Source organism: Streptomyces sp. NPDC051214 (assembly GCF_040682375.1).
Taxonomy (GTDB): domain Bacteria; phylum Actinomycetota; class Actinomycetes; order Streptomycetales; family Streptomycetaceae; genus Streptomyces.
The window spans coordinates 228,379-253,250 of record NZ_JBFBAT010000006.1; the positions used below are offsets into that span (position 1 = coordinate 228,379).

General features: G+C 70.2%; 18 protein-coding genes. 7 read left to right on the forward strand and 11 right to left on the reverse strand.

The features are described 5' to 3' along the window. Nucleotides 1-23 precede the first annotated feature (23 nt). On the reverse strand, nucleotides 24-1,511 hold the full coding sequence (locus AB0M70_RS17645) for an aldehyde dehydrogenase (protein ID WP_365820881.1): 1,488 nt from the start codon (nucleotides 1,509-1,511) through the stop codon (nucleotides 24-26). A gap of 299 nt (nucleotides 1,512-1,810) precedes the next feature. Between AB0M70_RS17645 and AB0M70_RS17650 the strand changes: the two genes are divergently transcribed. Then, complete coding sequence (locus tag AB0M70_RS17650; protein WP_365820882.1) at nucleotides 1,811-3,190, forward strand: MFS transporter; 1,380 nt, start codon at nucleotides 1,811-1,813, stop codon at nucleotides 3,188-3,190. A gap of 237 nt (nucleotides 3,191-3,427) precedes the next feature. Here the strand turns inward: AB0M70_RS17650 and AB0M70_RS17655 are convergent, their stop codons facing one another. The 8 genes from AB0M70_RS17655 to AB0M70_RS17690 all read right to left on the reverse strand — a co-directional run bounded on the left by AB0M70_RS17655 (nucleotide 3,428) and on the right by AB0M70_RS17690 (nucleotide 12,296). Continuing rightward, nucleotides 3,428-4,183: a ferredoxin reductase gene (locus AB0M70_RS17655; RefSeq protein ID WP_365820883.1), complete on the reverse strand. Its 756-nt coding sequence runs from the start codon at nucleotides 4,181-4,183 to the stop codon at nucleotides 3,428-3,430. A 4-nt stretch (nucleotides 4,184-4,187) separates the two neighbouring features. Further along, the gene (locus tag AB0M70_RS17660; RefSeq protein ID WP_365821135.1) at nucleotides 4,188-4,799 is read right to left on the reverse strand and encodes a sulfite oxidase-like oxidoreductase; all 612 of its coding nucleotides are present in this window, start codon (nucleotides 4,797-4,799) and stop codon (nucleotides 4,188-4,190) included. Between the two features lie 2 nt (nucleotides 4,800-4,801). Next, nucleotides 4,802-6,190 carry an amidohydrolase gene (locus AB0M70_RS17665; protein WP_365820884.1) on the reverse strand — a complete coding sequence of 463 codons (1,389 nt, stop codon included), beginning with the start codon at nucleotides 6,188-6,190 and terminating at the stop codon, nucleotides 4,802-4,804. A gap of 36 nt (nucleotides 6,191-6,226) precedes the next feature. Beyond that, entirely contained in the window at nucleotides 6,227-7,009 is a 783-nt protein-coding gene (locus AB0M70_RS17670; RefSeq protein ID WP_365820885.1) for a purine-nucleoside phosphorylase, read from the reverse strand. Between the two features lie 160 nt (nucleotides 7,010-7,169). After that, nucleotides 7,170-8,777 (reverse strand): glycerol-3-phosphate dehydrogenase/oxidase, encoded by a 1,608-nt coding sequence (locus AB0M70_RS17675; protein ID WP_363210869.1) that lies wholly within the window; start codon nucleotides 8,775-8,777, stop codon nucleotides 7,170-7,172. A 5-nt stretch (nucleotides 8,778-8,782) separates the two neighbouring features. Continuing rightward, nucleotides 8,783-10,330 carry a glycerol kinase GlpK gene (gene glpK, locus AB0M70_RS17680; RefSeq protein ID WP_365820886.1) on the reverse strand — a complete coding sequence of 516 codons (1,548 nt, stop codon included), beginning with the start codon at nucleotides 10,328-10,330 and terminating at the stop codon, nucleotides 8,783-8,785. A gap of 63 nt (nucleotides 10,331-10,393) precedes the next feature. Next, a complete protein-coding gene (locus AB0M70_RS17685) occupies nucleotides 10,394-11,185 on the reverse strand; it encodes an MIP/aquaporin family protein (protein ID WP_363210871.1) in 792 nt (263 codons plus the stop codon). A 340-nt stretch (nucleotides 11,186-11,525) separates the two neighbouring features. Next, entirely contained in the window at nucleotides 11,526-12,296 is a 771-nt protein-coding gene (locus tag AB0M70_RS17690; RefSeq protein WP_365820887.1) for an IclR family transcriptional regulator, read from the reverse strand. Nucleotides 12,297-12,588: 292 nt separating this feature from the next. On the opposite strand from AB0M70_RS17690, the gene metH reads away from it, so the two are divergent. From metH to AB0M70_RS17710, 4 genes are all read left to right on the forward strand, one after another. Then, a complete protein-coding gene (metH, locus tag AB0M70_RS17695) occupies nucleotides 12,589-16,116 on the forward strand; it encodes a methionine synthase (RefSeq protein ID WP_365820888.1) in 3,528 nt (1,175 codons plus the stop codon). Between the two features lie 98 nt (nucleotides 16,117-16,214). Further along, nucleotides 16,215-16,916: an HAD family phosphatase gene (locus AB0M70_RS17700; RefSeq protein ID WP_365820889.1), complete on the forward strand. Its 702-nt coding sequence runs from the start codon at nucleotides 16,215-16,217 to the stop codon at nucleotides 16,914-16,916. A gap of 321 nt (nucleotides 16,917-17,237) precedes the next feature. Next, the gene (locus AB0M70_RS17705) at nucleotides 17,238-18,845 is read left to right on the forward strand and encodes an ABC transporter substrate-binding protein (protein ID WP_365820890.1); all 1,608 of its coding nucleotides are present in this window, start codon (nucleotides 17,238-17,240) and stop codon (nucleotides 18,843-18,845) included. Between the two features lie 72 nt (nucleotides 18,846-18,917). Next, nucleotides 18,918-20,504, forward strand: a complete 1,587-nt coding sequence (locus AB0M70_RS17710) for an ABC transporter substrate-binding protein (protein WP_365820891.1) — start codon at nucleotides 18,918-18,920, stop codon at nucleotides 20,502-20,504. A 78-nt stretch (nucleotides 20,505-20,582) separates the two neighbouring features. Here AB0M70_RS17710 and AB0M70_RS17715 read toward each other — a convergent pair whose 3' ends face one another. Beyond that, nucleotides 20,583-21,254 (reverse strand): response regulator transcription factor, encoded by a 672-nt coding sequence (locus tag AB0M70_RS17715; RefSeq protein ID WP_135332738.1) that lies wholly within the window; start codon nucleotides 21,252-21,254, stop codon nucleotides 20,583-20,585. Nucleotides 21,255-21,268: 14 nt separating this feature from the next. Then, on the reverse strand, nucleotides 21,269-22,150 hold the full coding sequence (locus AB0M70_RS17720; protein ID WP_365820892.1) for a RecB family exonuclease: 882 nt from the start codon (nucleotides 22,148-22,150) through the stop codon (nucleotides 21,269-21,271). Between the two features lie 128 nt (nucleotides 22,151-22,278). Here AB0M70_RS17720 and AB0M70_RS17725 point away from each other — a divergent pair, with 128 nt between their 5' ends. Together AB0M70_RS17725 and AB0M70_RS17730 are read left to right on the forward strand one after the other, a co-directional pair. Further along, nucleotides 22,279-23,790, forward strand: a complete 1,512-nt coding sequence (locus AB0M70_RS17725; RefSeq protein ID WP_365820893.1) for a site-2 protease family protein — start codon at nucleotides 22,279-22,281, stop codon at nucleotides 23,788-23,790. Nucleotides 23,791-23,839: 49 nt separating this feature from the next. After that, nucleotides 23,840-24,751: a tRNA (adenine-N1)-methyltransferase gene (locus tag AB0M70_RS17730; protein WP_249590980.1), complete on the forward strand. Its 912-nt coding sequence runs from the start codon at nucleotides 23,840-23,842 to the stop codon at nucleotides 24,749-24,751. The last annotated feature ends 121 nt before the right edge of the window (nucleotides 24,752-24,872 follow it).

Consider the following 24,872-nt stretch of genomic DNA (forward strand, 5'->3'; position numbering starts at 1 on the left):
ACCTTCTCCAGAAGAATGGGGGTTCAGTTGGCCCAGGGGAGGGGCGCGTCGGAGAGGCCCCAGTACAGGGACTTCTGGCGCTGGTAGGCGCGGATGCCGTCGCGGCCCTTCTCGCGGCCGAGGCCGCTCTCCTTCATGCCGCCGAAGGGCGTGGCGATGCTGAACTGCTTGTACGTGTTGATCCAGACGGTGCCCGCCTCCACGCGGCGCGCGATCCGCCAGGCGGCCCGGTGGTCGCGGGTCCACATGCCGCAGGCGAGTCCGTAGACGCTGGAGTTGGCCTGCCGCACGAGGTCGTCCTCGTCGTCGAAGGGCAGCGCGACCAGGACGGGCCCGAAGATCTCCTCCTGGCAGGTGCGCGAGGAGTTGGGGAGCCCGTCCAGGACGGTGGGCAGGTAGTACGCCCCGTCCTGGTACTCCGCACCTTGCGGCACCCCTCCGCCGCACAGCACCCGCGCACCTTCCTCGCGGGCGAGATCGACGTACGAGGCGACGGCGTCCCGGTGCTTGTGGTGCACGAGGGGCGCGACCTGGGTGTCGGGGGAGGTGCCGGGCCCGACGCGCAACTTCCGCACCCGCGCGACCAGTTCGCCGACGAACTCCTCGTAGAGCGAGCGGGCGACGAAGAGCCGGGACCCCGCGATGCAGGACTGCCCGCTGGAGGAGAAGATCCCGAACATCACGCCGGCCAGGGCCTGTTCGACGTCGGCGTCGGCGAGGACGACCGTGGGCGACTTGCCGCCCAGTTCGAGCGAGAGAGGCATCAGCTTCTCGGCCGCCGCGTGGGCGAGCGTCCGGCCCGTGCTCGTGCCGCCGGTGAAGGTGACCTTGCCGACGCGCGGATCGCGGACGATCGCGTCCCCGACGACGCTGCCGCGGCCGGTGAGGACGGACAGCAGGCCGGCCGGGAGACCGAATTCCGCCAGGGCGCCGCTGATGAGACGGCCCAGGGCCAGCGAGACCAGCGGGGTCCACTCGGCGGGCTTGAGCAGGACCGCGTTGCCGCCCGCGAGCGCCGGGGCGAGCTTCTGGGCGTCGCTGGCGACCGGGGAGTTCCAGGGGTTGATGGCGCCGACGACGCCGATCGGCTCGTACACGCTCATCGTCAGGTAGTCGCCGCGTGAGGGGGTGATGGCCTCCTCGGCGGTCTCCAGGGCGGCGGCCGTGTAGCGGAAGGTGGCCGCCGCGCTCGCCACCAGGGCGCGCGTCTCGGTGAGCGCCTTGCCGGTGTCGGCGGTCTGCAGGGCCGCGAGGTCCTCCGCGTCCGCCTCGATCAGCTCGGCGACGCGGTGCAGGAGCAGGGCGCGGCGGTGGGGCAGCAGGTCACGCCAGCGCGGGTCGGCGGCGGCCTGGGCCGCCGCCTCGGCCGCTTCGGCCACCTCGTCGAGGGAGACGGCGTGGACGGTGGCGAGCACGCGGCCCGTCGCGGGGTCGACGGTGTCGGCCGGGGCGCCCGCGCCGCGTCGCCACTGGCCCCCGATGAGGGCCTCGTCGGCTGGGATGCGGGGCATGGGGCCTCCTTGCGTGCGGTGTCCGGGGTGAACCGCCGCGTGCTGCAGGCGAGTTCCGGATGTTCTTCGGTAAGCGCTAGAAATCTAAGGGCTTAAATATCTGGAGCGCAAGACCTGTTCGTCGACGGTCTTCATGGATTTCCCCTGCGGAGACTCTTGACGCGCTCCGGTGCCGGGACGGTACAACTTAAGCGCTTAGAAACTTTGCGCTTACTCGCTTCTTGGCTTGGGTTTCCCCAGACTCCGTGGCCGTCACGTTCCTCCCCTCGTCCCCGCCCCCTCAGCAGCGGAGTGCCCGCATGACGATCGACGCCTCACCGGACCCATCGGTCCGGGCCGCCATAGCCGCCCGCTTCGAACGGCTGCCCCTGTGCCGCTGGCACGTCACCGTCCGGCTCATCGTGGGCGCGGTCACCTTCTTCGAGGCCTTCGACCAGCTCCTGATCGCCTACGCCCTGCCGGAACTGCGCCACGAGTGGGACCTCAGCACGTCCGCCGCGACGCTGCTGCTCACCGTCGGCTCGATCGGCATGCTGATCGGCGCGCTGCTCTCCGGGCGCCTCGCGGACCGCGTCGGCCGCGTGAAGGTCATCGCGCTGTGCATCGCCCTGTCCAGCGTCGCCAACCTGGCCCTGTCCGTGTCCACCTCGCCCGACGCCTTCATGGCCCTGCGGTTCGTCCAGGGCCTGGCGATCGGGGGCGAGGTGCCGGTGGCGGCGACCTTCATCGCCGAGATCACCCGCAGCCACCAGCGCGGCCGCTTCGTCCTGCTCTACGAGCTGGTGTTCCCGGCGGGCCTGACCGTGGGCGCGCTCGTCGCGGCCTGGGTGGTGCCGATGCTCGGGTGGCGCTGGATGTACGCCATCGCCGCGCTGCCCGGCCTGCTCTGCATCCTCGTACAGCGCAAGGTCCCCGAGTCGCCGCGGTGGCTCGCGGACCACGGAAGGCTGGATGAGGCGGACGCCGTGATGTCCGGCATCGAGGCGGACGTCGAGCGGATCACGAGGAAACCCCTGCCGCCCGTTCCCGAGGCGCTTCCCGTCGCGGCCCCCGGCGAGGCGGCCTCCGGTCTGCGCGGCTTGTTCACCGGCCGCTACCGCCGCCGGACCCTGATCATCGGCGTGCTCTGGTTCACCGGCTACTTCGTCAACTACGGCATCACGTCCTGGCTCCCGACGATCTACCAGAACCGCTACGACCTGACCCTCTCCGACGCCCTCCTCTACTCGACGGTCACGTCCTGCGCGGGTCTCATCGGCTGCCTCGTGGCGGCGCTCACCGTCGACCGGCTTGGCCGGCGGAAGGTCATCACCGGCTGTCTGGGAGGGGCGGCGGTGATGCTGGTGACGCTCGCGGCGGTCGGCGCGGACACGCCGGTCCAGGTCCTGGTGTGGACCTCGCTGGCCGCGGTCTTCTTCTTCGGCTCCAACATCTGCCTGTACCTGTACACGCCGGAGCTCTTTCCTACGCGGATGCGGGCGCTGGGGAGCAGTGTCGGCGGGGCGATGAACCGGCTCGGCGTGATCCTCGGCCCGATCGTGGTGGGGGTGGTGTACGCGGGGGGCAACGTGTCGACGGTGTTCGTGATGTTGGGGGCGGTGGCGCTGGTGGGGGCTGTGGTGGCTGCGGTCGGCGCTGAGGAGACGGCGGGGCGGAGGCTGGAGGAGGTCTCGCCGTAAGTTTCCCCAACCCCGCCCCTTCCCGAAAACTCGCTCTGGCGCGAGGGCCTTGGTGTCGTCAATCACCGGCTTCGCCGAGTTCGTCCTCAAACGCCGGACGGGCTGGAGATTTCCCCGGCTCGGGGAAATCTCCAGCCCGGCCGGCGTTTGAGGCCATCTTGTACGGGGTCTGGGGCGGAGCCCCAGTTTCGGGAAGGGGTGGGGTTGGGGAAAGCCCCGCAGGGAACGCCCTGACCCCTACCCGAACCGCTCGATCCGGATGCGATCGACCGGCTGGCCCCCAGCCACCAGCAGGCGCGACGCATGCTCGGCAAAGCCGTTGGACCCGCAGATGTACGCCTCCCAGCCCCCCTCAGGCTGGCCGGCGCCGAGGAACGGCGCCAAGTGCTCGGCACGAAGCCGCCCCTCAGCCCGCGTCAACACCACCGTGGTCTCATCGCCGTACTCATCCGCGTAGATCAAATCCTCGCGCGTGCGCGCAGAGACCAGAAGCCGCAACGGCACCGGCCGCCCCGCCCCCCGCCAGTGCCGCAGCATCGACATCAGCGGAACCACACCGGAGCCCGCCCCGAGCAGCAGCGCGGGGCGGTCACCGGGCCAGGCGAAGAACCCGGACAGCGGCCCCCGCACCTCCACCACGTCACCGACGCGGGCGACCGTGTGCAGATGGCCGGACACCTCGCCGCCCGGCACGTGATCCAGGGTCAGCTCGATCTCGCCGCTCTCGGCGGCATCATCCGGGGCGGAGGCGATCGAGTAGTGGCGCTGGGCCACGTACCCGTCCGCGGCGGTCAGCCGCAGCATCAGATGCTGGCCCGGCAGATGCCCCTGCCAGTCGGGCACCTTCAGACGGAAGGTCGAAACGGTGCCGGCGGCGTTGTCCCGACGGACCTCCACCACCGTCGCCCGCTGCCACTCAGACGCCGCGCGACCGCTCACCTCGATCCGCCCAGGCACGGCGAACCGCGTCGGGGGCACGAAAGCCCCGGTCAAAGGATCAGTCACCGGCGTACCGCTCCTCGCGCCAGGGATTTCCCCGGTGGTGATAGCCGTTCTGCTCCCAGAAACCGGGCTCGTCGTGGTCCAGGAGCCGCAGCCCCGCGACCCACTTCACGCTCTTCCAGAAGTACAGGTGGGGGACGATCAGCCGCGCCGGCCCGCCGTGCTCGGGAGGCAGCGGGCCGTCCCCGTACTCCCACACGATCCACGCCTTGCCGCCCGTCACGTCGGACAGGGGGAGGTTCGCCGTGTATCCCGTGTGGGAGTACGCCACGACGTGCGTGGCCTCGGGAGCAGGCCCGGCAGCGGCCAGGAACGCGTCGAGGCTCACCCCGCCGAAGCGCACCCCGAACTTGGACCAGCTGGTCACGCAGTGGATGTCGCCGCGGTACTCGGACGCGGGCAGCGCGTGCGCCTCGTCCCACGTCCAGGTGTGCGGGCTGGTGACGAGGCCGTCCACGCGGAACGTCCAGTCCGCGGGCACGAGGTCGGGCGTCACCTCGGCGGACAGGACGGGCCAGCCGTCGGCCGCGTCGTACTGCCCGGGAGGGAGCCGCGGGTCGCGGTCGGCGGCGCGGGCGCGGCCGGTGAAGCCGCGGGTGGGTTCGATGGTCATACGGTGCTTGCCACTTCGGAGGTGCCTGTCGTGCTCGCGGGGACGGGCGCCGCGGAGGCCGCCGCGTCCCGCAGGGCTCGCAGCGCTCGCTGCTCGTCCATCGTCACCAGCGTACGGTCCCGCATCAGGATCCGGCCGTCGACCACCGTGTCCCGCACGTCACCGGACGTGGCGGCATAGGCCAGCATCGACCACGGGTCGTGCCGCGGGGTGAGGTGCGGCCGGGAGAGGTCGAGGACGATCAGGTCGGCGCGCTTGCCCGCCTCCAGGGAGCCGAGCTGGTCGCCGAGGCCGAGCGCCCGCGCCGATTCGACGGTCGCCATCCGCACGGCCTGCTCGGCGCCGACCGCCGTCGGGTCGCCGCCCGCCTTGTGCACGAGGGCGGCCATCTTCACCGCGCCGAGAAGGTCAAGCGTGTTGGAACTCACCGCACCGTCCGTGCCCAGACCCACCGTGACGCCCGCGTCGAGCAGTTCGGGGACGCGCGCGATGCCGCAGCCCAGCTTCAGGTTCGACACCGGGCAGTGCGCGACGGCCGTGCCCGTGCGGGCGAGCGTCGCGATCTCCGCGTCCGTGAGGTCGACGGCGTGCGCGAGCAGCGTGTCCGGGCCGAGCAGGCCCAGCGAGTCGAGCAGCTCGACGGGGCGCATGCCGTGCTGCTCGGCGACCATCTCCACCTCGCCCGCGTTCTCGGCGGCGTGCAGGTGCAGCAGCGCGCCGTGCTCGCGGGCGAGCGCGCCGATCGCTGTCAGCTGCTCGGGCACCAGGGTGTACGCGGAGTGCGCGAAGACCACCGGCCGTGTGCCCGGCGCCGGGGTGCGCGCGGCCAGGTCCGCCGCTGCCCAGCCGAGCCGGTCGGCGTAGGGGCGGCCGTCCGGCGGGCCCGGCACGTCCATGAAGGTGGGGCCGGTCAGCAGGCGCCACCCCGCCTCGCGGGCCACGACCTCGGCCGCCTCGTGGAACCAGTACATGTCGAGCGCGGCGGTGACCCCGCCCCGTACGGATTCCGCGATCGCGCCCCGGATGCCCGCCGTCACCGTCTCCGGCGAGAGCCGCTCCGCCTCCGCCGGGATGACGCGGGCCAGGAAGCCCTGCAGGGTGACGTCGTCGGCGATGCCCCGGAACAGGGTCATCGCGAGGTGGGTGTGCGTGTTGATCAGACCCGGCATCACGAGGCAGCCGCGGGCGTCCAGCTCTTCGGCGGGCTCGTACGCGGCGCGCAGCCGCTCGGCCGGGCCCACCTCGATGATGCGGCCGTCGCGCACGGCGACGGCGCCGTCCCGCACGACGGTGCCCGACGCGTCGACCGTCAGGACGTCCCCGCCGTGGACCAGAAGATCTGTGGCGCCGCCCCGGTCCTGGGCCGGCAGGTCAGTGTGGTGCATCGGTTCCGTTCTCCACGATGTCGTTCAGGTGTCTGCTCAGTGCTCCGTGGCGGCAAGGAGACGCAGCGCGTCCAGGGCTGTCCGCGCGCCCCGCTCGACTCCTTCGGCCACCACGTTCCGGTGCGGGTCGTAGCCACCGGTCGAGAAAGGTGTTTCCGCGTCGACGAGTTCGTCCGCGTTGGCGCCGTCGATGACCAGTGCGCCGCCCGCGACGAGGCCGTGCGTGGAGGCGAAGACGTACAGCGCCGAGAGCTCCATCTCGATCGCCGCGATCCCGGCGGCCGCGTACGCCTCACCGGGCAGCGGCAGGAAGCCCGGCTGGAACGCGGCCCGCGTCCACACCACGCCACGGTGGTACGGGGCGTCGGCCGCGCGGGCCGCCCGCTGCAGCGCGATGACCGCCTCCGGGGCCGCGAACGCCGGGTACTCGGCGGGGATCAGCTGCTGGCTCACGCCGTCGTCGCGTACCGCCGCGTCCGCGATGACCAGGTCACCGTCGCGGATGCCGGGGCGGATAGCGCCGGCCGTGCCGAGCCGCAGGAACGTGGTGACGCCCGCGTCCGCGAGTTCCTGGAAGAGGAGCATCGCGCCGGGGGCGCCGACGCCGTGCGAGGCGACGACGACCGGGGTGCCCTGCCAACTGCCGGTGAAGGTGCGGTACTCGCGGTGGTACGACACCTCCTTCGCGTCCTGCAGGAGGTCCGCGACGGCGGAGGCGCGCGCCGGGTCACCGACCACGACCGCACGGGTGGGCAGGCCGGTGCGGGGGACGCGGGTGATGGGCAGCGCGTCGGTGGGCGCATGGGCGTCGGTCGTCATGAAGCTGCTCCTAGGGCCGCTCACGGCGTCGCCTGCCATGGCGCGCCGGGCCCCGGAGACGGTAGCCCACGGCGGGACGCGAGGAGTATGCCGCCCGGCGCACGCCGAAGGGCGGCTCCCCGCGGGGGAACCGCCCTTCGGTGCGTACGGCCGGATGCGCCTACTTGTTGTCGAGCACGTCCTGGACCTTGGCGCGCACGTCGTCCGTGGCGAGCCCGCGGATCGTCAGCGTCGTACGGCGGCGCAGGACGTCGTCCGCCGTCTCGGCCCACTCGTGGTCACGGGCGTAGACGACCTGGGCCCAGATCTCCGGGGCGTCCGGCGAGACGCGCTCGGCGAGCTCCGGGTTCTCGTTCGCCAGGCGGGCGATGTCGAAGGAGAGCGAGCCGTAGTGCGTCGCCAGGTGCTTGGCGGTGTCGGCCGACATGCGGGGGCCGGGCGCCGGGCCGTCGACCAGGAGACGGTGCGCGACCGCGCGCGGGTTGGCGATGCCGGGCAGCGGAAGGCGCTTCTGGAGCTGCGAGATCGGCTCGTAGTCGTCGCCGAGCGGGTGACCGGGCAGCGACTCCAGCTTCTTCATGACCGTACGGCCGATGTGGCGGAAGGTCGTCCACTTGCCGCCCGCGACGGACAGCATGCCGCGCGCGCCCTCGGTGACGACGGTCTCGCGCTTGGCCTTCGAGGTGTCGCCGGGACCGCCGGGCAGCACGCGCAGACCCGCGAAGGAGTACGTGATCAGGTCACGGGACAGCTGCTGGTCGCGGATGGAGAACGCGGCCTCGTCCAGGATCTGCGCGGTGTCGGCCTCGGTGACGCTCACGTCGGCCGGGTCGCCCTCGAACTCCTCGTCCGTGGTGCCGAGAAGGAGCATGTCCTCCCACGGCAGGGCGAAGGTGATGCGGTACTTGTCGATCGGCGTGGCAAGCGCGGCCTTCCAGGGGGCGGTGCGCTTGAGGACCAGGTGCGCGCCCTTGGAGAGGCGGATGGAGGGAGCCGCGTCGGGGTTCTCCATCTTGCGCAGGTGGTCGACCCAGGGGCCGGTCGCGTTGAGCACGAGGCGGGCGTTGACGCCGAACTCGGTGCCGTCCATGCGGTCCTTGAGCTCCGCGCCCGTGACCCGGCCGCCGGTGAAGCGCAGGCCGGTGACCTCGGCGTGGTTGAGGACGGCGGCGCCGGCCTCGACGGCCGCGCGGACCGTCATCAGGGCCATGCGGGAGTCGTTCATCTGGTCGTCGCCGTAGACCGCGACGGCCTTGAGGTTGTCCGTGCGCAGCTCCGGCACGTCCTGCGCCGCCTTCGACGGCGAGAGCAGGTGGCCGACGCCGTCGCCGAACGCGGACAGCGCGCTGTACGCGAAGACGCCCGCGCCCAGCTTGGCGGCGCCGTGCGGGCCGCCCTTGTAGACGGGCAGGTAGAAGGTGAGCGGGTTCGCCAGGTGGGGGGCCACCTGGCGGGACACCGCGCGACGCTCGAAGTGGTTCTCCGCCACCAGCTTCACCGCGCCGGTCTGCAGGTAGCGCAGACCGCCGTGGAGAAGCTTGGAGGAGGCGGAGGAGGTGGCGCCGGCGAAGTCACCGGCGTCCACCAGGGCCACCCGCAGTCCCGACTGCGCGGCATGCCAGGCGGTGGAGATGCCCAGGATCCCGCCGCCGATCACCAGGAGGTCGTACGTCGCCTTGGAAAGCTGCTCCCGGGTCTCGGCGCGGCTCGGGTGGGAACCGGCAGCCGGATGCGTCCCGAGGGCAGGGACGCTCTGCAGGGTGGTCATGTTGATTACTCCTCGCCACTTTCGTCGAGCCAGCCCATGGAACGCTCCACGGCCTTGAGCCAGCTCTTGTACTCACGGGCGCGGGTGTCCGCGTCCATGCGGGGGGTCCATTCCGCCGCCCGGCGCCAGTTGGCGCGCAGCTCGTCGGTGCCGGACCAGAAGCCGACGGCGAGACCGGCGGCGTAGGCGGCGCCGAGGCAGGTCGTCTCGGCCACCATCGGGCGCACCACGGGTGCGTCGAGGAAGTTCGAGAGCGTCTGCATCAGCAGGTTGTTGGAGGTCATGCCGCCGTCGACCTTGAGGGCCGTGAGCTCGACGCCGGAGTCCTTCGTCATGGCGTCGGTGATCTCACGGGTCTGCCAGGCCGTGGCCTCCAGGACGGCGCGCGCGATGTGCGCCTTGGTGACGTACCGGGTGAGGCCGGCGATCACACCGCGGGCGTCGGAACGCCAGTACGGGGCGAAGAGGCCGGAGAAGGCCGGTACGAAGTAGGCGCCGCCGTTGTCCTCGACCGACGACGCGAGCGTCTCGATCTCGGCGGCGGAGTTGATCAGGCCCATCTGGTCGCGCATCCACTGCACGAGCGAACCGGTGACGGCGATGGAACCCTCGAGGGCGTAGACCGGCTTCTGGTCGCCGATCTGGTAGCCGACGGTGGTCAGCAGCCCCGAGTAGGAGTTGATGGCCGACTCACCGGTGTTCATCAGCATGAAGGTGCCGGTGCCGTACGTGGACTTGGCCTCGCCCTTGGCGAAACAGGTCTGCCCGAAGAGGGCCGCCTGCTGGTCGCCGAGCGCGGAGGCGACGGGGATGCCGGGCAGGACGTCGCCGAGCTTGCCGCCGGTGACCTCGCCGTAGACCTCGGCGGAGGAGCGGATCTCGGGGAGCATCGCCGTCGGCACGCCGATGGACTCGGCGATCGACTCGTCCCACTGCATGGTGTGCAGGTTCATCAGCAGGGTGCGCGAGGCGTTGGTGACGTCGGTGACGTGCTTGCCGCCGTTGACACCGCCCGTCAGGTTCCAGATGACCCACGAGTCCATGGTGCCGAAGAGGATGTCGCCCGCCTCGGCGCGCTCGCGCAGGCCCTCGACGTTGTCGAGCAGCCAGCGGGCCTTGGGTCCTGCGAAGTAGCTGGCGAGCGGCAGGCCCGTCTGGCGGCGGAAGCGGTCCTGGCCGACGTTGCGGCCGAGCTCCTTGCACAGGGCGTCGGTGCGGGTGTCCTGCCAGACGATGGCGTTGTGCACCGGCTCGCCGGTGTTCTTGTCCCAGAGCAGCGTGGTCTCACGCTGGTTGGTGATGCCGATCGCCTTGATGTCCTCGTGGGTGATGCCCGCCTTGGTGATGGCGCTCGCGACGACTTCCTGGACGTTGGTCCAGATCTCGGTCGCGTCGTGCTCGACCCAGCCCGGCTTCGGGAAGATCTGCTCGTGCTCCTTCTGGTCGACCGAGACGATCCGGCCGTCCTTGTCGAAGACGATGCAGCGGCTCGAAGTGGTGCCCTGGTCGATGGCCGCGATGAACGGGCCCGCGGTGTGTGCGTCGGTGGTCACGGTGTGCTCCTGAATTCTTGCTCGGCGGTCTGTCTCAGGCGGTCATCGGTAGCTGTCGCGGTCCTACTTGAACGCGATGTTGTAGATACCGCCCGCGATGGCGCCGCCGATCAGCGGGCCGACGATCGGCACCCATGCGTACGTCCAGTCCGAGCCGCCCTTGTTGGGCAGCGGGAGCAGGGAGTGCACGATGCGCGGACCCAGGTCACGGACCGGGTTGATCGCGTAGCCGGTGGGGCCACCGAGCGAGAGGCCGATGCCGACGACGACGAGCGCGGTGATCAGCGCACCGAGGACGCCGATGCCGTTGCCGTTGTCGTTCAGGCCCTGCGTGAGGATCGCGAGGACCAGCACGACGGTGGCGATGACCTCGGTCAGCACGTTCTGCGCGTAGTTGCGGATCTCGGGGCCGGTCGAGAAGACGCCGAGCACCGGACCGGCCTTGGGCGCGGCCTTCTGGTCGACGAGGCCCTCGTCGACCGGCTGGGCGGCGAGGATCGCCGGGTCGGTGAGGTGCGCCTTGAACTGGCCCATGTACGTGAGCCAGACCAGGATCGCGCCGATGATCGCGCCGAGCAGCTGCGAGCCGAGGTAGAGCGGAACATCGCTCCACTTGGTGCCGCCCTCGATGGCGAGACCGACGGTGACCGCCGGGTTGAGGTGCGCGCCTGACACGCCACCCGCCAGGTAGGCGCCGGTGAGCACCGCGAAGCCCCACCCGAAGGTGATCGCGAGCCAGCCGGCGTCCTTGGCCTTGGAGGCCTTGAGCGTGACGGCGGCACAGACACCACCGCCGAGCAGGATGAGTATGGCGGTACCGATGGTCTCGCCGATGAAGATGTCGGAGCTGGACACCCGCGACTCCTTTGTCCTTCGTCCAGGGGAAGGCGAACCCCGGGTCCCTCCGGTGGTCCGCGACCTCAGGTGAGGTCGTTGCCGGCCCTTGGCCTTGTCACACTCTAGCGCGTAATGCCGGTAGGTGTTCGACAATGCCGACCGATGGACGCGAGTCTCACCCCGTCGTTACTTGCCCGTCAAGAGTTCTGTTATTGAAAACACGATCGTTATTGATCGTTTCGGGTTATCGGTGATGACAGGGGTCGCCACCGGGTGAAACGTCGTTCAACGATGTTCGCGCAGAAGCGTGCCCCCTGCATGTTGGGCAGGGGGCAGAGGGGCGTTGCGGCGGCGGGGTCTAGAAGCGCCCGGCGCCCAGGTCCCGCGACACGGCGCGGGCGCAGTCCCGTACGGCCGCGATCAGGTCGGGGCGCAGCTCGCCGTCCTTCTGGACCCGCTCCACCGCGCCGGTGATGCCGACCGCGCCGACCGGCATGCGGCGCCGGTCGTGAATGGGGGCGGCCACGGAGGCGATGCCCTCCCAGGTCTCCTCGACGTCGGCGGCGTACCCCCGCGCGCGGGTCAGGTCGAGGGTGCCCTCGAAGGCCTCGGGGTCCACGACGGTGCGCGTGGTGAAGGTCTGCCGCTCGGCCTCGGCCTCGGCTGCCTCACTGTGCGCCACCGGGTCGTAGGCGGCGAGCACCTTGCCCAGGGCCGTGGAGTGCAACGGCTGCATCGCGCCGACCTCCAGGACCTGGCGGCTGTCGTCGGGCCGGAAGACGTGGTGCACGATCAGTACGCCCTGCTGGTGCAGGACGCCGAGGTAGACGCTCTCGCCGCTGGACCGGGCCAGGTCGTCGGTCCACACCAGGGCGCGGGCCCGCAGCTCGTGCACGTCGAGATAGCTGTTGCCCAGGCGCAGGAGCTCGGCGCCGAGCTGATAGCGGCCCGATGCCGACTCCTGCTCGACGAAACCCTCCGCCTGGAGGGTGCGCAGGATGCCGTGGGCCGTGCCCTTGGCGAGACCAAGGGCGGACGCGATCTCCGAGAGGCCGAGCCGTCGCTCTCCGCCCGCGAGCAGCCGCAGCATCGCGGCCGCCCGCTCGAGCGACTGGATGTTCCGTGCCATCGCAGCCCCTTCCTCCGTCCCCTACTGACTCCAACGTTCGACAATGCTGAACACTATCGGTCGTTGTCGACCTCCCGCGACAGAGCGGCAGGCTGTGTTTCCGGCCGTGTCCCCGCAGGATTCTCGCGGTTCCCCGCCGCGCGCGGCGCCACACCCCCGAGGAGGGTGGACCCGCCGGGCGTCCGCGTCGTGAACACTCGCACGCTGTGGACCTTCGTCCCGTTACCCTGACCGAGTGCGCCTTCCTCCGAAGCGCAAAGCCGACAGCCGTCGCACCTCAGGGAGCTCTTTCATGGCCTCGTTGCCGACCCCCTCGTCCGGTTCCTCGGATCTCTCGAACCGAGCCCGAGTCGATGCCTTCCGCGAAGCCCTCGCCACCCGCGTGGTGGTGGCCGACGGCGCGATGGGCACGATGCTCCAGGCACAGGACCCCACCCTCGACGACTTCCAGCAGCTCGAGGGCTGTAACGAGATCTTGAACGTGACCCGCCCGGACATCGTCCGCTCGGTGCACGAGGAGTACTTTGCGGTCGGCGTCGACTGCGTCGAGACGAACACCTTCGGCACGAACTTCGCCGCCCTGAGCGAGTACGACATTCCCGAGCGGAACTTCGAGCTGTCCGAGGCCGGTGCGCGCATCGCCCGCGAGGTCGCCGACGAGTTCACCGCCTCGACCGGGCAGCAGCGCTGGGTCCTCGGTTCGATGGGTCCGGGCACCAAGCTGCCGACCCTGGGCCACGCCCCGTACACGGTGCTGCGTGACGCCTACCAGACCAACGCCGAGGGCATGATCGCGGGTGGCGCGGACGCGCTCCTGGTGGAGACCACCCAGGACCTGCTGCAGACCAAGTCCGCGATCCTGGGTGCTCGCCGCGCCCTGGAGGCCACCGGCGCGAACCTCCCGCTGATCTGCTCGGTCACCGTCGAGACCACCGGCACGATGCTGCTCGGCTCGGAGATCGGCGCCGCGCTGACCGCCCTGGAGCCGCTGGGCATCGACATGATCGGCCTGAACTGCGCCACCGGCCCGGCGGAGATGAGCGAGCACCTGCGTTATCTCGCCCGGCACTCGCGCGTGCCGATCTCCTGCATGCCCAACGCGGGCCTGCCGGTCCTGGGCAAGGACGGCGCCCACTACCCGCTGAGCGCGGCGGAGCTGGCCGACGCCCAGGAGAACTTCGTGCGCGAGTACGGCCTCTCCCTGGTCGGCGGCTGCTGCGGCACGACCCCCGAGCACCTGCGTCAGGTCGTCGAGCGGGTGCGCGGGGCGCAGACGGTCCGCCGTGAGCCGCGTCCCGAGCCGGGCGCCGCCTCGCTCTATCAGACCGTGCCCTTCCGCCAGGACACCTCCTACCTGGCGATCGGCGAGCGCACGAACGCCAACGGCTCGAAGAAGTTCCGCGAGGCCATGCTGGAGGCCCGCTGGGACGACTGCGTGGAGATGGCGCGCGACCAGATCCGCGAGGGCGCGCACATGCTCGACCTGTGCGTCGACTACGTCGGGCGCGACGGCGTCGCCGACATGGAGGAGCTGGCGGGCCGCTTCGCGACCGCCTCCACGCTGCCCATCGTCCTGGACTCCACCGAACTGCCGGTCATCCAGGCGGGGTTGGAGAAGCTGGGCGGCCGCGCGGTCATCAACTCGGTGAACTACGAGGACGGGGACGGCCCCGAGTCGCGGTTCGCGAAGGTGACCGCCCTTGCCAAGGAGCACGGCGCGGCACTGATCGCGCTGACCATCGACGAGGAGGGCCAGGCCCGCACCGTCGAGCACAAGGTCGCCATCGCCGAGCGCCTGATCGAGGACCTGACCGGCAACTGGGGCATCCATGAGTCGGACATCCTCATCGACTGCCTGACCTTCACCATCTGCACCGGCCAGGAGGAGTCCCGCAAGGACGGCATCGCCACCATCGAGGCGATCCGCGAGCTCAAGCGCCGCCACCCGGACGTGCAGACCACCCTTGGCCTGTCGAACATCTCCTTCGGCCTCAACCCGGCCGCCCGCGTCGTGCTCAACTCCGTCTTCCTGGACGAGTGCGTCAAGGCGGGCCTGGACTCGGCGATCGTGCACGCCTCCAAGATCCTTCCCATCGCACGCCTGGAGGAGGAGCAGGTCAAGGTCGCCCACGACCTGATCTACGACCGCCGCGAAGAGGGCTACGACCCCCTGCAGAAGCTCATGGAGCTCTTCGAGGGCGTCAACATGAAGTCGATGAAGGCGGGCAAGGCCGAGGAGCTCATGGCCCTGCCGCTGGACGAGCGCCTCAAGCGGCGCATCATCGACGGCGAGAAGAACGGCCTGGACGCCGACCTGGACGAGGCGCTGCAGACGCGTCCCGCGCTCGACATCGTCAACGACACCCTCCTGGAGGGCATGAAGGTCGTCGGCGAGCTCTTCGGCTCCGGCCAGATGCAGCTGCCGTTCGTGCTGCAGTCCGCCGAGGTGATGAAGACCGCGGTCGCGCACCTGGAGCCGCACATGGAGAAGTCGGACTCCGAGGGCAAGGGCACCATCGTCCTGGCGACCGTCCGCGGCGACGTGCACGACATCGGCAAGAACCTCGTCGACATCATCCTGTCCAACAACGGCTACAACGTGGTCAACCTCGGCATCAAGCAGCCGGTCGCCGCGATCCTGGACGCCGCGGCCGAGCACCGCGCGGACGTCATCGGCATGTCGGGTCTCCTGGTCAAGTCGACCGTGATCATGAAGGAGAACCTTCAGGAGCTCAACCAGCGCAAGATGGCCGCGGACTTCCCCGTCATCCTCGGCGGCGCCGCGCTCACCCGCGCCTACGTCGAGCAGGACCTGCACGAGATCTACGAGGGCGAGGTCCGCTACGCCCGTGACGCGTTCGAGGGCCTGCGCCTGATGGACGCCCTCATCGCGGTCAAGCGCGGTGTCCCCGGCGCCACACTGCCCGAGCTGAAGCAGCGCCGCGTGCCGAAGAAGGACACCCCCGTCCTTGAGGTCTCCGAGGACGAGGGGCCCGCACGCTCGGACACCTCCACCGACAATCCCGTCCCCACCCCGCCGTTCTGGGGCACCCGCGTCGTCAAGGGCATCCAGCTCAAGGAGTACGCGTCCTGGCTGGACGAGGGTGCCCTCTTCAAGGGGCAGTGGGGCCTCAAGCAGGCCCGCAAGGGCGACGGGCCCACCTACGAGGAGCTCGTCGAGACCGAGGGACGGCCCCACCTGCGCGGCTGGCTGGACGAGCTGCACACCAAGAACATGCTGGAGGCGGCCGTCGTCTACGGCTACTTCCCCTGCGTCTCCAAGGGCGACGACCTGATCATCCTGGACGACCAGGGCAACGAGCGCACCCGCTTCTCCTTCCCGCGCCAGCGCCGCGGCCGGCGCCTGTGCCTGGCGGACTTCTTCCGCCCGGAGGAGTCCGGCGAGACCGACGTGGTCGGCCTGCAGGTCGTCACCGTCGGCTCGAAGATCGGCGAGGCCACGGCCGAGCTCTTCGCCGCCGACTCCTACCGCGACTACCTCGAACTGCACGGCCTGTCCGTGCAGTTGGCCGAGGCGCTCGCCGAGTACTGGCACGCACGCGTGCGCGCCGAGCTCGGCTTCGGCGGCGAGGACCCCGCCGACGTCGAGGACATGTTCGCCCTGAAGTACCGCGGCGCGCGCTTCTCGCTGGGCTACGGCGCCTGCCCCGACCTGGAGGACCGCGCCAAGATCGCCGAGCTCCTGGAGCCGGAGCGCATCGGCGTGCAGCTCTCCGAGGAGTTCCAGCTCCACCCGGAGCAGTCCACGGACGCCATCGTCATCCACCACCCCGAGGCGAAATACTTCAACGCGCGCTGAGCGGTCAAGTCGTACACTGGTCGGTCCAGTGCAGGCCGGTTGCCCACCCGTCACCAGGGGGCAGCCGGCCTCTTCGTCCCTCATGGAGGTGTGCCCGGATGACCAGTACGGTTCCCGCGCTCGGTACCCGAACGGCCGAAGGCTCCGCCCTGCAGGCGGTGCTCCTCGACATGGACGGAACACTCGTGGACACCGAGGGGTTCTGGTGGGACGCGGAGGTCGAGGTGTTCGCCGCACTCGGACACACCCTCGACGAGGCATGGCGTGACGTCGTCGTCGGCGGCCCCATGACGCGCAGCGCCGCGTTCCTCATCGCCTCCACCGGCGCCGACATCACCGTCCCCGAGCTGACCGTGCTGCTCAACGACGGCTTCGAGGACCGCATCGGGCGTGCCCTGCCGCTGATGCCGGGTGCCGCCCGACTCCTCGCCGAGCTCGCCGCGCACGAAGTGCCGATGGCACTGGTCTCCGCGTCGCACCGGCGCATCATCGACCGCGTGCTGGAGTCGATCGGGGCCCACCACTTCGCGCTCACCGTCGCGGGCGACGAGGTGACCCGGACCAAGCCGCACCCGGACCCGTATCTCCTCGCGGCGGCGGGGGTTGGGGCGGAACCGGCCAGATGTGCGGTCATCGAGGACACCGCGACCGGGGTGGCGGCGGCCGAGGCCGCGGGCTGCCGAGTGGTGGCCGTACCTTCGGTCGCGCCCATCGCACCGGCCTCGGGCAGGACCGTCGTTCCGTCCCTCGAACACGTCGACCTGTCTTTCCTGCGGGGATTGATGGCCGAAAAGTGCTGAACAGTTGAAGATGTGACCTTTCCCACTCCCAGGGCGGTCGACAGCTGGTCAGAGCTGTGCCGGGCCTCCGATTTGGGCGAGTTGTCGAGTGGCGTTGTGTCCCGATTGAGGGGAACCTCACGAAACCTTCCCGTGTTGGGTTATCGGTCTGTCCGCGCCCGGTTTCGCTGCGTGATTGAGGGTCAACTCCGGTCCCTTCCAGCCCTCCTGGCGGTGCGGACTAATGTCGTCGCGAGAACATCGCCCTGCCCCCACGGACCGGCTGACCCCACCCCTCGTTGTCGGTCCGGACGGGACCAACAGCTCTGGAGAACGTCGAGCATGAACCGTAAGACTTTGGTGCTGCCGGCCGTCATAGGTCTGCTCGCTCCCGCGCTCGCGGCCTGCGGAGGGGCGGGCGACGGTGGGGGAGACGACGCGATCGCCGTCGGCACCACGGACCGGTTCTCCACCTCACCCGAGATCCCGGCCCCCTTCGACCCCGCGTACGCCTACGACGCGGGCTCCTGGAACGTCGTGCGCCAGACGGTCCAGACGCTGATGGCCGCGCCGCGCGGCGGCGGAGACCCCGAGCCCGACGCGGCCGAGAGATGCGGCTTCACCGACACCGGCAACGAGCGCTACGAGTGCACGCTGCGCAAGGGCCTGAAGTTCGCCGACGGTGAGCCGCTGACCGCCTCCGACGTGAAGTTCTCCATCGAGCGGGTGCGCGACATCAAGATCAAGGACCCCAGCGGCTCCGCCGGCATGGTGTCCAACGTCGACGCCATCGAGACCGAGGGCGACCGCGGTGTCGTCTTCCACCTCAAGAGCCCCGACGCGACGTTCCCGTACAAGCTGGCCACACCCATCGCGGGCATCATCAGCTCGGACCACTACGCCAAGAACAAGCTGCGCGACGGCTTCGACCTGGACGGCTCCGGGCCTTACGTCGCCAAGCAAGAGGTCGACGGCAACGACCTCGTCAAGACGGTGTTCACCAAGAACCCCCACTACAAGGGTGCGTACAAGCCCAAGAGCGACAAGATCGAGATGCGCACCTACGAGTCCGCCGACGCCATGGGCAAGGCCCTCAAGAGCGGCGACCTCGACATGATGACGCGCACCATGTCGCCCGAGCAGATCAAGCAGCTCGACGAGAACCCGGGCAACGACATCGAACTGGTCGAGACGCCCGGCCTCGAGATCCGCTACCTCGGCTTCAACACGGACGCCACGACCGTCAAGTCCAAGGCGGTCCGCCAGGCCATGGCACAGGTCGTCGACCGCGGCGCCCTCGCGACCGGCGTCTACGGCGACGCGGCCGAGCCGCTGTACTCCCTGGTGCCCGCCACGATCACCGGCCACACCAACTCGTTCTTCAACCGCTACAACGACCCGAGCGCGTCCAAGGCCCGCAGCCTGCTGCAGAAGGCCGACATCAGCACGCCGGTCAAGCTCACCCTGCACTACACGACGGACCACTACGGTCCGGGCACCAAGAAGGAGTTCGAGCTCCTTCGCAAGCAGCTCAACGACAGCGGCCTGTTCGACGTGTCGATCAAGGGCACCGCCTGGAACACCTTCCGCCCCGCCGAGCAGAAGGGCGCGTACGACGTCTACGGGATGGGCTGGTTCCCGGACTTCCCCGACGCCGACAACTTCCTCACGCCGTTCCTCGACAAGGACAACATCCTCGGCTCGCCGTACGTGAACAGCACCATCAACGACGAGCTGCTGCCGCACTCGCGCCGTGAGGCGGACCGGCTCACCGCCTCCAAGAGCATCAAGAAGATCCAGGACATCGTCGCCGAGGACGTGCCGGTGCTCCCGCTCTGGCAGGGCAAGCAGTACATCGCCGCCCGCGACGACATCACGGGCGTCGAGTGGGCCCTCAACTCGTCCTCGAACCTGCAGCTGTGGGAGCTCGGTCGCGGTGTGAGCGGCTGACCTCCGCGCACGCCGGCACCCAAGACCGCCGGGCTTCGCTCCACCGAATGACATCAACGACAAGGCACGTTCGTGAATTTGCGTAACCAGTGGCTGGCCCTTCCCCTCTCGGGAGGGCTGGCCGCGGCTCTGCTGACCGGCTGCGGCACGGAATCGGGTGGAGCGGGGGAGAACGGCGAATCCGTGGTGATGGGGATGTCGGACGACGTCCTGGCCACCGACCCGGCATCCGGCTACGACCCCGGGTCGTGGCTCCTGTTCAACAACGTCTTCCAGTCCCTGATGAGCTTCCCCAACGGAGGCACGGAACCGGAGCCCGAGGCCGCCGAGGAGTGCGGCTTCACCGACACGGAGACCAGAGTCTTCGAGTGCACCCTGCGGGACGGCCTGAAGTTCAGCAACGGCAACGCGCTGACCTCGAAGGACGTCAAGTTCTCCTTCGACCGCATGATGAAGATCAACGACGACGACGGCCCCGCGATCATGTTCCCGATGCTGGACCGCGTCGAGACCCCGAACGCCAAGAAGGTCGTCTTCAAGCTGAAGTACGCCGACGCGACCTTCCCCAGCAAGATCGCTTCGGGCGCCGGTTCCATCGTCGACCACGCGTCGTACGACATGAACTCCCTGCGCGGCGGTGACGAGGCCACCGGTTCGGGACCGTACAAGCTCGACTCCTTCGACAAGGAGCAGGCGGTGTTCTCGGTCAACCCCGACTACAAGGGCACCGCCAAGGTGAAGAACAAGGGCGTCACGCTCAAGTTCTTCCACGACGACCAGAAGGGCCTGAAGAAGGCGCTCCTGGACGACAAGATCGACATCGCGTACCGAGGGCTCGCCGCGTCCGACATCGCGGACATCGAGGCCGACACCTCCGACGCCAGCCAGAACATCGACGTCGTCGAGGGCACCAGCGCCGAGGTGCAGCACCTGGTCTTCAACATGAAGGACCCGGTCGCCGGCAAGCTGAGCGTGCGCAAGGCCATGGCGTACCTGCTCGACCGCGACGCCCTGGTCAAGGACGTCTACCGGGACACGGCGACGCCGCTGTACTCGATCGTCCCGGCCGGGATCGGCGGTCACAACACCGCCTTCTTCGACACCTACGGCGCCCGCCCGCAGCGTTCCAAGGCCGCGGCGGCCCTGCGCGCGGACGGCGTGAGCGGCAAGGTCAAGCTCACGCTCTGGTCCACGCCCTCGCGCTACGGCCCCTCGACCGACCAGGAGCTGAAGGCGATCGCCAAGCAGCTCAACGCGAGCGGTCTCTTCGACGCCGACGTGAAGTCGATCGAATTCAGCCAGTACGAGCGGGACATCAAGTCCGGCAAGTACGGCGTGTACGTCAAGGGCTGGGTGCCGGACTACCCGGACCCGGACAACTTCACGCAGCCGTTCTTCGGCAAGGGCAACGTCCTGGACAACGGCTACACGAACAGCGACATCACCGGGAAGATCATCCCCGGCACCGCCGCCGAGACCGACCGCACCAAGACCGACGAGGACTACGCCGAGCTCCAGCAGACCGTCGCCGACGAGCTGCCGATCCTGCCGGTCTGGCAGGCCAAGCAGTACGCGGTCATCCGTGACGACGTGTACGGCGTGGAGTCGTGCCTCGACGCGTCGACGGTGTTCCGCTTCTGGGAACTCAGCAAGGCCTGATCGCACGGACACACATGAAGGCGGCCGCCCCTCCCGGGGGCGGCCGCCTTCATGCGTCCGGCTGTGTCGGTGTCGCCGTCACTGGGCGCCGGGGCGCACCAGACCGCTCTCGTACGCGTACACGGCGGCCTGGACGCGGTCGCGCAGGCCGAGCTTGGTGAGCACATGGCCCACATGCGTCTTGACCGTCGTCTCGCTCACGAACAGGTCGGCCGCGATCTCCGCGTTCGACAGGCCGCGCGCCACCAGCTTGAGGACCTCGACCTCCCGCTCGGTGAGCGTGTGCAAGGTGTCGGGCACCGGCTCGTCGCCCGACGGGAGGTGACCGGCGTACTTGTCGAGGAGCCTGCGGGTGATGCTCGGCGCGAGCATCGCCTCGCCCGACGCGACCACGCGGATCGCCTGCACCAGCTCGTTCGCCGGGGCGTCCTTGAGCAGGAAGCCGCTGGCGCCCGCGCGCAGCGCCTCCACCACGTACTCGTCGAGGTCGAAGGTGGTCAGGACCAGGACCTTCGCAGGACCGTCCCGGCCGGGCCCGGTGATCTGCCGGGTCGCCTCGACGCCGTCCATCCGCGGCATGCGGATGTCCATCAGGACCACATCGGGCTGCAGCGCCCGCACCTGGTCGAGAGCCTGCAGGCCGTCCCCGGCCTCGCCGACGACCGCGACGTCCTGCTCGGCCTCCAGGATCATCCTGAATCCCGTGCGCAGCAGTGGCTGGTCGTCGACCAGTAGGACACGGATCGCCACGTAACTCTCCTTCGCTAGCCCGGGGCCATTCTGCCCTGCGCGTCCTCTTCGGACTCGGGCACCCTCACCTCAAGGGGGTACGGCGGGGGAGTCCCGCCGAATTCCGGACATACGGCCTGGTGGTCGCACCAGCCGCAGAGCTTCGTGGGCCTCGGCCGCCAGTCACCCGTCTCGGTGGCGAGCGTGATCGCCTCCCACAGCGCGTGCAGCTTCCGCTCGACCTGTTCGAGGTCCTCGATCCTGGGGTCGTACGTGATGACGTCGCCGCTGCCCAGATAGACGAGCTGGAGGCGGCGCGGGACCACGCCCTTCAGCCGCCACACCACCAGGGCGTAGAACTTCATCTGGAAGAGGGCGCCCTCCGAGTACTCGGGGCGGGGGGCCTTGCCCGTCTTGTAGTCGACGATCCGCACCTCGCCGGTGGGCGCCACGTCCACGCGGTCGATGATGCCGCGCAGCTTCAGGCCGGACTCCAGCTCCGCCTGCACGAACAGCTCCCGCTCCGCGGGCTCGAGCCGGGTGGGGTCCTCCAGGGTGAACCACCGCTCGACGAGCTTCTCCGCGTCCGCCAGCCAGCGCGCGAGGCGCTCACCCCGCTCGTCGCCCGCGAACAGCTCCGTCAGCTCCGGTTTGGCCTCGCGCAGCCGGTCCCACTGTCCCGGGATCAGCGACTTGGCGCTCGTCGCCGTCCGCTCGCCCGCGGGCGCGTCGAAGAGCCGCTCGAGGACGGCGTGCACCAGCGTGCCGCGGGTCGCCGCCTCGCTCGGCTTCTCCGGCAGCTTGTCGATCACCCGGAACCGGTAGAGCAGCGGACACTGCATGAAGTCACTGGCGCGCGAGGGCGACAGGGACGCCGGACGCACGGCCGTCACGACACCGTCGGTGCTGGTTTCCATAGGGACAGACCCTACGACCCGCCACTGACAACGGCCGCATACCATCGACGACAGACCCTCTCGCCCTGCATGATCGTGCGTGTACCGCGCCGGACAGGGGCGAGGGACGCTTCGAACGAGGGGACATCGTGGACGAGAGCGGCGGGAGCGGCAGGCCGCGATCCGACGGCACGGACGGCCGACGACCGGGTGCCGCGGCAGACTCCGGCCACCCTGAATCGCCACGTCCGGTGGACACGGCCCCGGACACCGCCGGGGCAGGCGGCACCGAGGACACCGCCCCGGCCCGGACGGGCGACGCGACGACCCCGCAGGCTCCCGAGCCCGTGGAAGCACCGCGCCCCGCGGCCGACCCGGCGCCACCCGCCGACCGCCTCACCAAGACCCCGCACGACACGCCCGGGAAGAGCCCGCACGACACGCACCCCGAGTTCGCGCACGCCACCCACGGCCCCGCCCCGAAGCCCACGCCGCCCCAGGGCAAGAAGGGCCCCGGGGGAGGACTCCTGATGGGACGCCCCTTCGGCGTGCCCGTGTACGTGGCGCCGAGCTGGTTCCTCGTCGCCGCCCTCATCACCTGGGTCTTCGGCGGCCAGCTCGACCGCGTCCTGCCCGAACTCGGCGCCGCCCGCTACCTGGTCTCGCTCTTCTTCGCCGTCGCCTTCTACGCCTCCGTGCTCGTCCACGAACTGGCGCACACCGTCGTCGCCCTGCGCTACAAGCTGCCGGTGCGCCGCATCCAGCTGCAGTTCTTCGGCGGCGTCTCGGAGATCGAGAAGGAGTCCGAGACCCCCGGACGCGAGTTCGTCCTCGCCTTCGTGGGCCCGCTGCTCTCCCTCGTCCTCTCGGGCGTCTTCTACGGGGCCATGCGCCTCGTGGAGCCCGGCACCGTCCCCGGCGTCCTGCTCGCGGGCCTGATGATCTCGAACCTCATCGTCGCCGCCTTCAACCTCCTGCCCGGCCTGCCCCTGGACGGCGGCCGCATGCTCCGCGCCGTCGTCTGGAAGATCACCGGCAAGCCCATGAGCGGCACCATCGCCGCGGCCTGGGTCGGCCGCGCGCTCGCCATCTCCGTCCTGATCGGCCTGCCCCTGCTCAACCAGTCCGGCGCCCTCGGCGGCGAGGCCCAGGACATCGGCGGCATGGACACCGTCACTGACGCCCTGCTTGCCGCGATCCTCGCCGCGATCATCTGGACCGGCGCCGGCAACAGCCTGCGCATGGCCCGTCTGCGCGAGCACCTGCCCGAGCTCCGCGCCCGCGCCCTGACCCGCCGCGCCGTCCCCGTCGAGTCGAACACCCCGCTCTCCGAGGCGCTGCGCCGCGCCAACGACTCCGGGGCCCGCGCCCTCGTCGTGGTCGACGCCGACGGCGACCCCATGTCCGTGGTCCGCGAGGCGGCCATCGTGGGCGTGCCCGAACACCGCCGCCCCTGGGTCACCGTCAGCGGCCTCGCCCAGGACATCACCGAAGGCATGCGGATCTCCGCCGAACTGGCCGGCGAGGAACTCCTCGACACCCTCCGGGCGACACCCGCCACCGAGTACCTCGTGGTCGAGGCCTCCGGCGAGATCTACGGGGTGCTGTCCGCCGCCGACGTGGAGCGCGCCTTCGTCAAGGCCATGGCCCGCCCCAGCTGACCTCGCCACCCTGGTCGGCGGCCCCCGCACGGCCCGGTAGGCTGGTCACATGTCCGAACCGACCGGTGCCGCCCGCCGACGCGGGCCCTTCAAGGTCGGGGACCAGGTTCAGCTGACCGACCCCAAGGGCCGCCACTACACGTTCACGCTCGAGGCCGGGAAGAACTTCCACACCCACAAGGGTTCCTTCCCCCACGACGAGCTGATCGGCGCTCCCGAGGGCAGCGTTGTCCGCACCACGGGAAACGTCGCCTACCTCGCGCTGCGCCCCCTGCTCCCCGACTATGTCCTGTCCATGCCCCGCGGCGCCGCCGTGGTCTACCCCAAGGACGCGGGGCAGATCCTGGCCTTCGCCGACATCTTCCCCGGCGCCCGCGTCGTCGAGGCGGGCGTGGGCTCCGGCTCGCTCAGCAGCTTCCTCCTGCGCGCCATCGGCGACGAGGGGATGCTGCACTCGTACGAGCGCCGCGAGGACTTCGCCGAGATCGCCCAGCAGAACGTGGAGCGCTACTTCGGCGCCCCGCACCCCGCCTGGCAGCTCACCGTCGGCGACCTCCAGGACAACCTGAGCGACACCGACGTCGACCGCGTCATCCTCGACATGCTCGCCCCCTGGGAGTGCCTGGACGTCGTCTCCAAGGCGCTCGTCCCCGGCGGCATCCTCTGCTGCTATGTCGCGACCACCACCCAGCTCGCACGGACCGTCGAGTCCATCCGCGAGATCGGCGGCTTCAACGAGCCGACCGCCTGGGAATCGATGATCCGCAACTGGCACGTCGAGGGCCTGGCCGTCCGCCCCGATCACCGCATGATCGGCCACACCGGCTTCCTGCTCACCGCCCGCCGCCTCGCGGACGGCGTCGAGCCGCCCATGCGCCGCCGCCGCCCCTCCAAGGGCGCCTACGGCGACGACTACACCGGCCCGAACGCCGACGGCGGCACACCCCGCGCGGAGCGCTGACCGCCCGCCACCGCAGGCAAGCGCACACCACCGCTGAACGCACAGGCGCCGCCGCCGAGTTCCCCCGAAGCCCGGGGAACTCGGCGGCGGCGCCTTTCCGTTCCGGATGCCGACGACCCCG

What these genes read in the sequence shown, in the direction of transcription:
- AB0M70_RS17645 (WP_365820881.1), bottom strand. Translation starts at nt 1,511, where the DNA reads ATGCCCCGCATCCCAGCCGACGAGGCCCTCATCGGGGGCCAGTGGCGA.
- AB0M70_RS17650 (WP_365820882.1), top strand. Translation starts at nt 1,811, where the DNA reads ATGACGATCGACGCCTCACCGGACCCATCGGTCCGGGCCGCCATAGCC.
- AB0M70_RS17665 (WP_365820884.1), bottom strand. Translation starts at nt 6,190, where the DNA reads ATGCACCACACTGACCTGCCGGCCCAGGACCGGGGCGGCGCCACAGAT.
- AB0M70_RS17670 (WP_365820885.1), bottom strand. Translation starts at nt 7,009, where the DNA reads ATGACGACCGACGCCCATGCGCCCACCGACGCGCTGCCCATCACCCGC.
- AB0M70_RS17675 (WP_363210869.1), bottom strand. Translation starts at nt 8,777, where the DNA reads ATGACCACCCTGCAGAGCGTCCCTGCCCTCGGGACGCATCCGGCTGCC.
- AB0M70_RS17690 (WP_365820887.1), bottom strand. Translation starts at nt 12,296, where the DNA reads ATGGCACGGAACATCCAGTCGCTCGAGCGGGCGGCCGCGATGCTGCGG.
- metH (WP_365820888.1), top strand. Translation starts at nt 12,589, where the DNA reads ATGGCCTCGTTGCCGACCCCCTCGTCCGGTTCCTCGGATCTCTCGAAC.
- AB0M70_RS17700 (WP_365820889.1), top strand. Translation starts at nt 16,215, where the DNA reads ATGACCAGTACGGTTCCCGCGCTCGGTACCCGAACGGCCGAAGGCTCC.
- AB0M70_RS17705 (WP_365820890.1), top strand. Translation starts at nt 17,238, where the DNA reads ATGAACCGTAAGACTTTGGTGCTGCCGGCCGTCATAGGTCTGCTCGCT.
- AB0M70_RS17720 (WP_365820892.1), bottom strand. Translation starts at nt 22,150, where the DNA reads ATGGAAACCAGCACCGACGGTGTCGTGACGGCCGTGCGTCCGGCGTCC.
- AB0M70_RS17730 (WP_249590980.1), top strand. Translation starts at nt 23,840, where the DNA reads ATGTCCGAACCGACCGGTGCCGCCCGCCGACGCGGGCCCTTCAAGGTC.